Origin of the sequence: Devosia sp. (genome assembly GCF_036406155.1) — a bacterium.
Taxonomy (GTDB): domain Bacteria; phylum Pseudomonadota; class Alphaproteobacteria; order Rhizobiales; family Devosiaceae; genus Devosia_A.
The window spans coordinates 1-12,511 of record NZ_DASWVV010000057.1; the positions used below are offsets into that span (position 1 = coordinate 1).

The window sequence follows — 12,511 nt, forward strand, 5'->3', positions numbered from 1 at the left end:
GAGCTCAACCTCGACATTCGCGAGGGCGAGTTCGTCGTGCTGCTCGGTCCCTCCGGCTGCGGCAAGTCCACGCTGCTCAATTGCATTGCCGGCCTGCTCGATATTTCCGGCGGCAAAATCTTCATCAAGGGAAAAAACGTCACCTGGGAGGAGCCGAAGGACCGCGGCATCGGCATGGTGTTCCAGTCCTACGCGCTCTACCCGCAGATGACGGTGGAGCGGAACCTCTCCTTCGGATTGCGGGTGGCGCGCATGAAGAAGGACGAGATTGCCCGCCGGGTGAAGCGGGCCGCGGAAATCCTGCAGATCGAGCCGCTGCTGCAGCGCAAGCCGGCAAACCTGTCCGGCGGCCAGCGCCAGCGCGTCGCCATCGGCCGTGCCCTGGTGCGCGACGTCGACGTGTTCCTGTTCGACGAGCCGCTGTCCAACCTCGACGCCAAGCTGCGCGCCGATTTGAGGATCGAGATCAAGCGGCTGCACCAGCGGCTCAAGAACACCATGATCTACGTGACCCACGACCAGGTGGAGGCGATGACGCTCGCCGACCGCATCGCCATCATGAAGAACGGCGTGATCCAGCAGTTCGACGAGCCGCACGCCATCTACAACCGGCCGGTGAACCTGTTCGTGGCCGGCTTCATCGGCTCGCCGTCGATGAATTTCCTGCGCGGGCGGCTCAGCGGCGAAGGCTTCGCCATCGACGGGGCCACCATCCCGCTCGCCGGCTACCGCTTCGAGGCTGCGTCCGACGGCGCGATCGAGGGGGTGCTGGGAGTGCGTCCGGAACACATTGCGGTGGGAAACGACGCGGCGAAGCTGCCGTTCACGCTCGAGAGCGAGATCGAGTTCGTCGAGCCGATGGGGGCGGACACGATCGCCTGGACAAGGCTGGGCGGCCAGCCGCTCACCTTCCGGGCCGCCTCGGACCTTCGCCTGGCCCCGGGCCAGACAGTGACGATCGGCTTCGACCCCGCCCGCGGCTCGGTGTTCGACGCGCAGAGCGGCAACCGCGTCTGACCGGATCGCATGGCCACCCTGCCGGCGGCGCGGGGGCTGCCGCCGGCAGGGGATGGCATGCGACCGCCGGCGCCAAGAAATCAGGAGGATGACATGAATATCGGTTTCCAGCTTTACAGCGCCCGCAATTTTCCGCTCGACGACGTGCTCGCCATGCTCGCCGCCCTCGGCTACACGCAGGTGGAGGGGTTCAAAGGCGTCTATGGCGATCCCGACGGGCTGCGCGAGAAGCTTGACGCCAATGGGCTGAGCATGCCGAGCGGCCATGTCGGGCTCGAGCAGCTCGAAAAGCCGGCCGAGGTCATCCGACTGGCCGAGACCCTTGGCATGAAGGTGGTGATCTGCCCCTGGCTGGCGCCGGGCCATCGGCCCACGGATGCCGCGGGTTGGCAGCGCCTGGGCGAGCGCCTGCAGGTTCTGGCGCGACCCTACCTGGACGCGGGGCTCACCTTCGCCTACCACAACCACGATTTCGAGTTCGCCCGCTTCGCGGACGGCTACGGCCTGGACCTGCTGCTGGCGGCGGCGCCGGATGTCGCCGCCGAGGTCGACGTGGCGTGGATCGCCCGCGGCGGCGCCGATCCGGAGCCGTGGCTCAAGAAATTCGGCCACCGCATCGTCGCGACACACGTCAAGGACATCGCGCCCGCGGGCCAGAACGCGGACGAGGACGGCTGGGCGGATATCGGCCACGGCGTATTGCCGTGGGAGCAGCTGCTGGCGACCGCAAGGAAGGTCACCGCCGCCAAATACTTCATGGTCGAGCACGACAATCCCGCCGACGTGCGCCGCTTCGCCTCGCGCTCGATCGCGGCTCTCAGGACTTTCGGAGCATAGAATGGCAACGACCTACGGCGTCGGCATCATGGGTGCCGGCAACATCTCCGCCGCCTATCTGCGCCTCGCCCCGCTGTTCAGGGGGCTCGAGGTGCGGGCGGTGGCGGACATCCTGCCCGAGGCCGCGCGAAGGCGGGCCGAGGAGTTCAACGTCCGCGCCCAGACCCCGGAGGAGCTGCTCAAGAACAGCGAGATCGACGTCGTCGTCAACCTGACCATTCCCGCGACCCACTACCGGGTGACCATGGACACGCTGTCGGCGGGAAAGCACGCCTATTCGGAAAAGCCGTTCGTGCTGACCCTCGAGGAGGGCAAGTCGGTGCGTGCCGCCGCGGCCGAGCGCAACCTGCAGGTCGGCAGCGCCCCCGACACGTTCCTCGGCGGCGCGCACCAGCAGGTCCGCGCGCTCATCGACAGCGGCAAGCTGGGCCGCATCAACTCCGGCACGACGCACGTGATGAGCCGCGGCATGGAGCACTGGCATCCGAACCCGGACTTCTTCTTCCAGGTGGGGGCCGGCCCGGTGCTCGACATCGGGCCGTACTACATCACCGACCTCATCCAGCTCATCGGGCCGGTGAAGCGCGTCACCGCCTTCACCGGCACGGCCCGGTCGACCCGGGAGGTGACGGCCGAGGGCCCCTACAAGGGCACCATTATCAAGGTTGGCACGCCCACGACGATCCACGGCGTGCTCGAGTTCCACGCCGGCGCCATCGTGACCATTGGCGCCAGTTGGGACGTCTACAGTCACGGCCACCACAACATCGAGCTGTACGGCAGCGAAGGCACCGTCTACGTGCCCGACCCCAACTTCTTCGGCGGCGATATCGTGCTGGCCGACAAGGAGGGCAGCAAGGCGAGGCTGGAGCCGTGGGATCACCCCTTCGGCACGATCAACGAGACCGACAATGCCGGCAACCGGCGGGCCAATTACCGCGCGGCCGGGCTTGCGGACATGATGCAGGCGGTCGCGCTGGGCCGCCCGGCGCGTTGCGGCCTCGATGTCGCGCTGCACGCCGTCGATGTCATGACGTCATTGCTCAAGGCGGGCGAGAGCAGGCAGGTGCTGACGCTGACGACGAGTTGCGAGCGTCCCGCGGCCCTCAGCCCCGACGATGCGCGGGCGCTGCTGCGCTAGCTACGACCGGGGCACGGCCGACCGGGCCCGCTCGCCTTGACAGCGACGCCGGGCGGTGACGAACCTTGGTCAAGAGTTGCGGGTCGGGCCGTGTCGCGCGGCCGAGCCCCATCCACAACAGGCGGACGCACACCGCCGGGGTCATCGGGAGGCATTGGATGCGCACCATCAAGGGGCCAGCGATCTTTCTGGCGCAGTTCGCCGGCGAGGAGCCGCCGTTCGATACGCTCGACAATATCTGCCGCTGGGCGGCCGGGCTCGGCTACAAGGGCGTGCAGGTGCCGACCTGGGTGCCCGGCTTCATCGATCTCGAAAAGGCAGCGACGTCAAAGACCTATGCCGACGAGTTGGCGGGCATCGCGGCGCGGCATGGGGTCGCGATCACGGAACTGTCGACGCATCTGCAGGGCCAGCTGGTCGCCGTGCATCCGGCCTATGATGCCGCCTTCGACGGCTTCGCGCCGCCCTCCGTGCGTGGCAAGCCGAAAGCCCGCACCGAATGGGCGGTGCAGCAGCTCAGATGGGCGGCCAAGGCGTCGCGTAACCTTGGCCTTACCGAACACGCGACCTTCTCGGGTGCGCTGGCCTGGCCGTATGTCTACCCATGGCCGCAACGGCCGGCCGGTCTCGTCGAGGAAGCGTTCGCCGAACTGGCGCGGCGCTGGAGGCCGATCCTCGATACGTTCGACGCCAACGGGGTGGATTTGTGCTACGAAATCCATCCGGGCGAGGACCTGCACGACGGGGTGAGTTACGAGATGTTCCTCGCGCGCGTCGGGAACCACCCGCGCGCCAACCTGCTCTACGATCCGAGCCACTTCGTGCTGCAGTGCCTCGATTACCTCGACTACATCGATATCTACCACGAGCGCATCCGCATGTTCCACGTCAAGGACGCCGAGTTCAATCCGACCGGCCGGCAGGGTGTTTATGGCGGCTTCCAGAGCTGGGTAAACCGGGCCGGACGCTTCCGCTCGCTGGGTGACGGCCAGGTCGATTTCGCCGCCATCTTCAGCAAGCTGGCCCAGTACGACTTCAAGGGATGGGCAGTGCTCGAATGGGAATGCGCGCTCAAGCACCCGGAAGACGGCGCGCGCGAGGGCGCCGAGTTCATTGCCCACCACATCATCCGGGTAACCGAGAAGGCCTTCGACGATTTTGCCGCGGCGGGCACCGACGTGGCCGCCAACCGCAGGATGCTGGGGCTGAACTGAGGGGGAAGAAATGGCTGAGAACGGCGCTCCGCGCATTCGCCTGGGGATGGTTGGAGGCGGCACCGGCGCCTTCATCGGCTACGTCCACCGCATCGCTGCGCGGCTCGACGGCGACTACGAACTGGTGGCCGGGGCCTTGTCGTCGAGGCCCGCGGTCGCCCGCGAGTCGGGCCGCAATCTGGGGCTGGCGGAGGATCGCATCTACACCAGCTACGAGGAGATGGCGGCGAGGGAATCGCAACGCAAGGACGGCATCCAGGCGGTCGCGATCGTGACGCCGAACCACATGCATTACGGCCCGGCCCGGGCCTTCCTCGAGGCCGGCATCCACGTCATCTGCGACAAGCCCCTGACCTCGACGCTCGCCGATGCGCGGGCGCTGGCGGCGGTCAAGCCGAAGCGCGGGGCGAAGTTCCTGCTCACGCACAACTACACCGGCTACCCGCTGGTCCGGCAGGCGCGCGAACTGGTGCGCTCGGGTGTGCTGGGCAAGATCCGCGTGGTGCAGGTGGAATATCCGCAGGACTGGCTCACCAATGTCGTCCACAACAAGCAGGCCGACTGGCGGACCGACCCCGAGCGCTCCGGCGCCGGGGGCGCCATCGGCGACATCGGCACGCACGCCTACAACCTGGCCCGCTTCGTCACCGGGCTCACGACCGAAGCCGTCAGCGCCGACCTGGCCAGCTTCGTCAAGGGCCGCAAGCTCGACGACAACGTCCATATTATGCTGCGATTTCAGGGCGGTGCGCGCGGCATGCTGTGGGCCAGCCAGGTCGCGGTAGGGTGCGAGAACGGCTTGCAGCTGAGGGTTTATGGGGAGAAGGCCGGTCTCGAGTGGCGGCAGGACAACCCCAATTACATGTGGTTCACCGAGTTCGGAAAGCCCAAGCAGTTGCTCACGCGGGGCGGCGCCATCTCGGGCGGCCCGGCGCCGGCCATGCACGTGCGCATCCCCAGCGGCCATCCCGAAGGATATCTCGAAGCATTCGCAACGCTCTACAGCCAGTTTGCGCAAGTGATCCGGGGCGAGGGCAGGGCCGTGGCCGGGCTGCTGCCCAGCCTCGCCGACGGCGTCGAAGGCATGGAATTCATCATGGCGGCGGTCGAATCCAGCCGCAACGACGGACGCTGGACCCGGCTCTCCGACGTAAATTGACTTTTGCGCATGCGCCCGACGCCGATGACCGGCGCCTGAACGCCATAAAGACGAAACGGGGGCTCAATGCCCCCGTTTCTCATGGCGTTGGCGCCGAAACGTCAGTGCGTCCAGGGAATCTTGCGGTCGTGGCGGAAATTGTCGGGGTAAACCGAACGCTTCGCCACCCGCTCATGCGCCGGCTGCACGATGTAGGGCAGGCCCTGACGCTGCGCGTAGGCCTCGGCTTCCTCGAGCGTGTCGAAGGTGAGGCGCACCTGGGCCCGCGTGTCGCTGCTCGCCGTGTAGCCCATCAAAGGCTCGATCTCGCGCGGGGCGGCCTGCTCGTGCTCCAGCACCCAGTGCCTGAACTTCGCCTTGCCCGATTGCATTGCGTTGGGCGACGGCCGATAGATACGTGCAGTCATCTTCCTTCAACCCTTGTGGTCGCGTGGTCGGGGTAGAGTGATTCGAACACTCGACCCCCGGTTCCCAAAACCGGTGCTCTACCAGGCTGAGCTATACCCCGAACGTGGTGCCAATCCGTTACCTACTCTGCGCCCAAAGGGCAAGGGCGGGCAGGAGCTGGGCGGCTTGACGGGGGCCGCAAAACCGTCGACGAAAAGCCATGCTCGACCCTACCAAGCGCTGGCCGTTCGACCTTACCCGCAGCGGCTGGGCGGTCTTCGCCCTGGGTTTCGTGGTGCTGCTCGCCGCGGTGTCGTGGGTCGACGCGCCGCTGTCGCTGTGGGCGCAGGCGGCGCCGGCACCGGTCCGCGACGTTTTCGCACGCATCACCGATCTCGGCCTGTCGGACTGGTACCTGATCCCGGCGCTGGTCCTCGGCGTCGTATCCGGGCTGCTGGGGCTCGTCGCCAACAAACCGACGCCGCGCCGGGCGCTCCGGCAGATGACCGGGCTGTGGGTCTATTTCTTCGTCGCCGTCGGGCTGCCGGGCCTGCTGACCAACCTCGTCAAGCGCGCCATCGGCCGCGGCCGGCCCGAACTGTATGGCGACGTCGGGCCGCTCAGCTTCGACAGCTTCATCAACGACTGGACCCACCAGAGCTTCCCCTCGGGGCACGCTACGACCGCCTTTGCCGTGTGCTTCGCGGTCAGCTTCCTTGCCCCGCGCTCGCTGCCCTGGATGCTCGCCTTCGCCGTGGCGGTGGCATTGTCCCGCGTCGTCGTCGGCGCGCACTATCCGACCGACGTCATCGCCGGCGCGCTGGTCGGCACGCTCGGGGCCTACGCGGTCCGTAACGTGTTCGCGGCGCGCGGCTGGGTGTTCCGCCGCGAGGCAGACGGGCGCGTCGTGCCACGCCCGCTGTCTGCCGTCAGGCGGTTGCTTCAGCGCCGGGGCTGAACCACGGATTGGCGGCGCGGTAGCGCTCGAGCCCCGCCGCGAGGTCGGCCTCGAGATCGCCGAGGTCCTCGAAACCGACATGGATGCGCAGCAGATTGCCCGCCTCCGTCCACGGCACGGCGGTGCGGATCTTCTCGGGGTGCACGGGCAGGCACAGGCTCTCGAAGCCCCCCCAAGAATAGCCCATGCCGAACAGGCGGAAGTCGTCGACCATGGCCGCGACGGCAACGCGCGGGGCCGGTTCGAGCAGCACGGCGAAGACGCTTCCGGAGCCGGTGAAATCCCGCTTCCATATGGCGTGGTCGGGATGGCCGGGCAGGGCCGGGTGGAACACCCGCCGCACCGCCGGCTGCCCCTCCAGCCAGCCGGCAAGGGCCCGGGCGCGCGCCTCGTGTTCCTTCATGCGGACGGCGAGGGTTCTGAGGCCGCGGGCCGCGAGGAAGCTGTCGTCAGGCGACACGGCGACCCCCAGCCGCCGGTGCGTGCGCGCGAGGCGCGGCCAATAGGCCTCGTTGGCGGAGATGGTGCCGAACATCGCGTCCGAATGGCCCACGAACATCTTGGTGCCGGAATGCACGACGATGTCCGCCCCCAGCGCCAGCGGCCGGTAGAACAGCGGCGTCGCCCACGAATTGTCGACCACCACGGCGACGCCGCGCGCCTTCGCGGCGGCGGCGATGGCGGGCAGGTCCTGGACCTCGAAGGTCAGCGAGCCGGGGCTCTCGACGAAGACGGCGCGGGTCTTCTCCGTGAGGAGCCCGGCAATGCCGGCGCCGATGCGGGGATCGTAGTAGCGCCTGGTCACGCCGAAACGCGCCAGCGTCTCGCTGCAGAACAGGCGGGTCGGCTCGTAGACGCTGTCGGTGACCAGGACCTCGTCGCCGGCCGCGAGCACGGCGAGCAGGGCGGTCGAGATCGCCGACAGGCCAGACGGGGCGAGGACGGTGCCGCTGGCGCCCTCCAGCTCGGTGACAATGGACGCGAGCGCGCGGCCGGTGGGGTTGTCGTTACGCCCGTAGCGGTAGGGGGCGCCGTAATCCTCGAGTTCGTCGAGGGTCTTGAACAATATGGTCGAGCCGCGGAAGACCGGGGCATTGACGAAGCCGAAGCAATCCTCGGCCATGCGCCCGCCATGGGTCAGAATGGTTTCCACCGGCGGCTTCGGGCCGCCCTGCCGCTGGTCGTCGTCCATGTACCCGATCCTGCCGAATGATGCCGCGCGCAGCCAACCAGACGGGGTCGCCGGCGTCGCTGCGGCATTTCCGCCGGAGCTTGACGGTTTCTCCGATTGCAGCTTCGATGCATAGCAGTATCGCTTTCGTCGTCCAAGGCGGCGGTGCGAGGAGGAGACCCCGGGAGGTGCGCACCCCTTCCGGGAAATGCAGGGCCAGGAAACAAAAGGCATTACAATGTCGAACAGGGTACTCACGCTCGCGATCGCGGCCGTGGTGGGGATAGCTGCTACTTCTGCCAGCGCCGACACGCTGGCCGACGTCAAGGCCAAGGGCTATATCCAGTGTGGCGTTACCGGGGGCGTGGCCGGGTTCTCGGCGCCGGACGCGAACAACAACTGGAGCGGCCTCGAGGTCGATTTCTGCCGCGCCATGTCGGCGGCGATCTTCAACGCCCCGGACAATGTCCGCTACACGCCGCTGACGGCGCAGGAGCGCTTCACCGCCCTGTCCGCGGGCGAGATCGACGTGCTGTCGCGGACGACCACCTGGACCATGAGCCGCGACACGCAACTCGGCATCAGCTTCGTCGGCACCATGTACTATGACGGCCAGGGCTTCCTGGTGCGCAAGGCCGACGGCATCACCTCGGCCAAGGACCTTTCGGGTGCAGCCGTCTGCATCGAGTCCGGCACCACCACCGAGCTCAATGCGGCCGACTATTTCGCGTCCAACAACATGGAGTTCAACACCGTCGTCTTCGTCGACCAGGACGAGGTGGTGAAGGCCTACCAGGACGGCCGCTGCGACGTCTACACCACCGACTCTTCGGCGCTGGCCTCGGAGCGCACCAAGTTCGCCATTCCGGATGACCACATCATCCTGCCCGAGATCATCTCCAAGGAGCCGCTGGGCCCGGTGGTGCGCCAGGGCGACGAAGTGTGGTTCAAGATCGCCCGCTGGACCTATTTCGCGCTGCTCGAGGCCGAGGAACTGGGCGTCACCCAGGCGAATGTCGACGAAATGCTCGGCTCCGACAATCCGGCGGTCAAGCGCCTGCTCGGCGTCGAGGGCGATTTCGGCACGGCCCTCGGGCTGACCAAGGACTGGGCCTACCAGATCATCAAGCACGTCGGAAACTACGGCGAATCCTTCGATCGCCACCTCGGGCCCAGTACGCCGATCGGCCTCGAACGCGGGTTGAACGCCCTGTGGAAGGACGGCGGCCTGCAGTACCCGATGCCGATCCGCTAAGGCGGCAGCCGGCGCCGCGGGCGAGCGGCGCCAGTTGTCCCCCCGGTGCCGGCGCCCGCCTTGCGGGCCGCCGCGATGGCGCTTCAGCATGCGGGATGAGCAGGCCATGGCAGTAACCGAGAGCACGCCCCAGGCACCCCCCCGGACCTCGTTCCTCAACGATCCGGTCGTCCGCGGCATCATCTACCAGTTCGTCGTCGGACTGCTGGTGATCCTGTTCTTCCTGTGGATCGCGCAGAACGCGGCGATCAACCTTGCAGCGCAGAACAAGACCACCGGCTTCGACTTCCTGTGGAAGACGTCCGGCTTCGCCATCAGCTTCTCGCTCTTCCCGTTCGACCGCAACTCCTTCTACTGGGAGGCCTTCCTCGTCGGGTTGACCAACACCGTGCTGGTCGCGGCAATCGGCATCGTGTTCGCGACGCTGCTCGGCTTCACCATCGGGGTGGCAAGGCTGTCCTCGAACTGGATCATCGCCCGGCTGGCCACCGTCTACATCGAGACCATCCGCAACATCCCGCTGCTGCTGCAGCTGTTCTTCTGGTATTTTGCCGTGCTCAAGGCGATGCCGGCGGTGCGGCAGTCGCTGGCGTTGCCCTTCGACATCTTCATCAACCAGCGTGGGCTCTACGTGCCGAAGCCGCTGCTCGACGAGCGGTTCTACCTGGTCGTCATCGGCCTTGCCCTCGGCCTCGGCCTCGCCTTGCTTCTTGGCCGCTGGGCCAGGCGGCGGCAGGAGGCAACCGGCCAGCGCTTTCCGGTGCTGCCCATCGCTCTTGCCCTGATCGTTGTGATCGTGGCGCTGGCGTGGGTCGGCAGCGGCGCCGGCATCGCCTTCGATCCGCCCGTGCTCAACCGCTTCAACTTCAGCGGCGGGCTCGAACTGCCGCCGGAATTCGTGGCGCTCGCCTTCGGGCTCATCATCTACACCGCCGCGTTCATCGCCGAGACGGTGCGCGCCGGCATCCTTGCGGTCAGCCACGGCCAGACCGAGGCGGCCCAGTCGCTCGGGCTCAGGGACGGCGACCGGCTGCGGCTGGTCGTCATCCCGCAGGCGATGCGGGTCATCGTGCCGCCGCTCACCAGCCAGTACCTGAACCTGACCAAGAACTCCTCGCTCGGCGCCGCCATCGGCTACCCCGAACTGGTCAACGTCTTCGCCGGCACGACGCTCAACCAGACCGGGCGTGCCATCGAGGTCATCGCCATGACCATGGCGGTCTACGGCATCTTCTCGCTGCTCACCTCGGCAATCATGAACTGGTACAACGCCCGCGTGGCGCTGGTCGAACGGTAGGGGGCGGCATGCGCGAAACCCCCTACGTTCGCACCGAGATGGTCGAGGCCCTGCCGCCGCCGCGCCGCAGCAGCGGCCCGGGCGCGTGGCTGCGCAAGAACCTGTTCGCGACACCGACCGATACGCTGCTGACGCTGCTCGGCGTCGCGTTCCTCGCCTGGGCCCTGCCGCATGTCTATGGCTTCGTTCTCGGCGACGCGGTACCGCCGGGCGGCACCGTCGAGCAATGCCGCGTGCTCAACGCGGGTGCGTGCTGGGCCTATATCGACGCCCGCATGAGCTTCTTCGTCTACGGCTTCTACCCGGCCGAGGAATACTGGCGACCGAACGCGGTGTTCCTGCTGACGGCGGCGCTGCTGATCCCGCTGCTGTGGCCGAAGGCGCCGTTCAAGCGGCTCAACGCGGTGCTGTTCTTCGTCGTCTTCCCGGTAGTGAGCTATATCCTGCTGGCGGGCGGGTCGTTCGGCCTCAGGCCCGTGCCGACCGAGCAATGGGGCGGCCTGCTGGTGACGCTGATCATCTCCCTGGTCGGCATCATCTGCTCGGTGCCGCTCGGCATCCTGCTGGCGCTGGGGCGGCAGTCGAAGATGCCGGTGATCAAGACGCTGTCGGTGATCTATATCGAGTCGTGGCGGGCCGTGCCGCTGATCACCGTACTGTTCATGGCTTCGATCATGCTGCCGCTGTTCATGCCGCAGGGAACTACGGTGGACAAGCTGCTGCGGGCGCTCGTGGGCGTGACCCTGTTCGAGGCGGCCTATCTCGCCGAAGTCGTGCGCGGCGGGCTGCAGGCCATCGGGCGGGGGCAATACGAGGCGGGCGCGTCGCTCGGGCTCAATTACTGGCAGCGCATGGCCTTCATCGTCCTGCCGCAGGCGATCAAGCACGTCATTCCGGGCATCGTGAACAGCTTCATCGCCCTGTTCAAGGACACCTCGCTGGTGTCCATCGTCGGCATCTTCGACCTGCTCAACACCATCCAGGCGGCGACCTCCGACATCAACTGGTCCTCGCCGACCCAGGCGGTGACCGGCTACCTGTTCGCCGCCGCGGTGTACTGGGTGTTCTGCTTCGGCATGTCCCGCTACTCCCTCCACATGGAGCGACGATTGGACACCGACCACAGGAGGAAGCCATGACCCACGTCCCCGAGACGGACGCCGCCGGCGTTTCCGGCCGTCCGCAGATGCAGGTGTCGCCGACGGACGTGGCCATCGATATCGTCGGCATGCACAAATGGTTCGGCGATTTCCACGTCCTGCGCGACATCAACCTCAGGGTGATGACGGGCGAGCGCATCGTCATCGCCGGCCCCTCCGGGTCCGGCAAGTCCACGCTGATCCGCTGCATCAACCGGCTGGAAGAGCACCAGCAGGGCAAGATCATGGTCAACGGGGTGGAACTGACCTCGGACCTCAAGCGCATCGACGAGGTGCGCCGCGAGGTCGGCATGGTGTTCCAGCACTTCAACTTGTTCCCGCACCTGACCATCCTGCAGAACCTCACCCTGGCGCCCATCTGGGTGCGCGGCATTCCCAAGACGCAGGCCGAGCAAACGGCGATGATGTACCTGGAGCGGGTCAAGATCCCGGAGCAGGCGCACAAATATCCGGGCCAGTTGTCGGGCGGCCAGCAGCAGCGCGTGGCGATCGCCCGCTCGCTGTGCATGAACCCCAGGATCATGCTGTTCGACGAGCCGACCTCGGCGCTCGATCCCGAGATGGTTAAGGAGGTGCTCGAGGTCATGATCTCGCTGGCCGAGAGCGGCATGACCATGCTCTGCGTTACCCACGAAATGGGCTTTGCCCGGCAGGTCGCCGACCGCGTGATCTTCATGGACCAGGGGCAGATCATCGAGCAGAACGAGCCCGAAGCATTCTTCTCCAACCCCCGGCACGAGCGCACCAGGCTGTTCCTCAGCCAGATCCTGCACTGACGCGGGGGCCGGCCCGGCCGGCATTCCGGCGCCGCTACGCCGCGCGCATATGTCGCGGCCGCAGCGGGGGGCTCGGGGCAATCCGTCGCGGCTCGCGGATTCGGGCCGGGTGCATCATTGCAGTTCTCATCGGGAGTAT

12 protein-coding genes and 1 tRNA gene are annotated in these 12,511 nt (G+C 67.1%); 10 read left to right on the forward strand and 3 right to left on the reverse strand.

The window, feature by feature from the left end; translation table 11 throughout:
• From VGD93_RS03635 to VGD93_RS03655, 5 genes are all read left to right on the forward strand, one after another.
• The coding region (locus tag VGD93_RS03635) for an ABC transporter ATP-binding protein (protein WP_395009282.1) at positions 1-1,017 on the forward strand (1,017 nt) is incomplete at its 5' end.
• A gap of 93 nt (positions 1,018-1,110) precedes the next feature.
• Positions 1,111-1,854, forward strand: a complete 744-nt coding sequence (locus VGD93_RS03640) for a sugar phosphate isomerase/epimerase family protein (RefSeq protein ID WP_395009284.1) — start codon at positions 1,111-1,113, stop codon at positions 1,852-1,854.
• 1 nt (position 1,855) lies between these two features.
• Positions 1,856-2,995: a Gfo/Idh/MocA family protein gene (locus tag VGD93_RS03645; RefSeq protein ID WP_395009286.1), complete on the forward strand. Its 1,140-nt coding sequence runs from the start codon at positions 1,856-1,858 to the stop codon at positions 2,993-2,995.
• A gap of 158 nt (positions 2,996-3,153) precedes the next feature.
• Positions 3,154-4,209, forward strand: a complete 1,056-nt coding sequence (locus VGD93_RS03650) for a sugar phosphate isomerase/epimerase family protein (protein WP_395009288.1) — start codon at positions 3,154-3,156, stop codon at positions 4,207-4,209.
• Between the two features lie 10 nt (positions 4,210-4,219).
• A complete protein-coding gene (locus tag VGD93_RS03655) occupies positions 4,220-5,368 on the forward strand; it encodes a Gfo/Idh/MocA family protein (RefSeq protein ID WP_395009290.1) in 1,149 nt (382 codons plus the stop codon).
• 101 nt (positions 5,369-5,469) lie between these two features.
• Here VGD93_RS03655 and VGD93_RS03660 read toward each other — a convergent pair whose 3' ends face one another.
• Together VGD93_RS03660 and VGD93_RS03665 are read right to left on the reverse strand one after the other, a co-directional pair.
• Positions 5,470-5,775 carry an ETC complex I subunit gene (locus VGD93_RS03660; RefSeq protein ID WP_395009292.1) on the reverse strand — a complete coding sequence of 102 codons (306 nt, stop codon included), beginning with the start codon at positions 5,773-5,775 and terminating at the stop codon, positions 5,470-5,472.
• Between the two features lie 24 nt (positions 5,776-5,799).
• Positions 5,800-5,876, reverse strand: a tRNA-Pro gene (locus VGD93_RS03665).
• Between the two features lie 99 nt (positions 5,877-5,975).
• Here VGD93_RS03665 and VGD93_RS03670 point away from each other — a divergent pair.
• Positions 5,976-6,713: a phosphatase PAP2 family protein gene (locus VGD93_RS03670; protein WP_395009294.1), complete on the forward strand. Its 738-nt coding sequence runs from the start codon at positions 5,976-5,978 to the stop codon at positions 6,711-6,713.
• Here the strand turns inward: VGD93_RS03670 and metC are convergent.
• Positions 6,685-7,905, reverse strand: coding sequence for a cystathionine beta-lyase (gene metC, locus VGD93_RS03675; protein WP_395009296.1), 1,221 nt, complete (start codon positions 7,903-7,905; stop codon positions 6,685-6,687). The two genes, VGD93_RS03670 and metC, sit on opposite strands and share 29 nt — an antisense overlap.
• Before the next feature lie 217 nt (positions 7,906-8,122).
• Between metC and VGD93_RS03680 the strand changes: the two genes are divergently transcribed.
• From VGD93_RS03680 to VGD93_RS03695, 4 genes are all read left to right on the forward strand, one after another.
• A complete protein-coding gene (locus VGD93_RS03680; RefSeq protein ID WP_395009298.1) occupies positions 8,123-9,139 on the forward strand; it encodes an amino acid ABC transporter substrate-binding protein in 1,017 nt (338 codons plus the stop codon).
• A 106-nt stretch (positions 9,140-9,245) separates the two neighbouring features.
• On the forward strand, positions 9,246-10,436 hold the full coding sequence (locus VGD93_RS03685; protein ID WP_395009300.1) for an amino acid ABC transporter permease: 1,191 nt from the start codon (positions 9,246-9,248) through the stop codon (positions 10,434-10,436).
• Between the two features lie 8 nt (positions 10,437-10,444).
• Positions 10,445-11,575 carry an amino acid ABC transporter permease gene (locus VGD93_RS03690; RefSeq protein WP_395009302.1) on the forward strand — a complete coding sequence of 377 codons (1,131 nt, stop codon included), beginning with the start codon at positions 10,445-10,447 and terminating at the stop codon, positions 11,573-11,575.
• Complete coding sequence (locus tag VGD93_RS03695; protein WP_395009304.1) at positions 11,572-12,372, forward strand: amino acid ABC transporter ATP-binding protein; 801 nt, start codon at positions 11,572-11,574, stop codon at positions 12,370-12,372. The genes VGD93_RS03690 and VGD93_RS03695 overlap by 4 nt, the downstream gene beginning before the upstream one ends.
• Positions 12,373-12,511 lie beyond the last annotated feature (139 nt).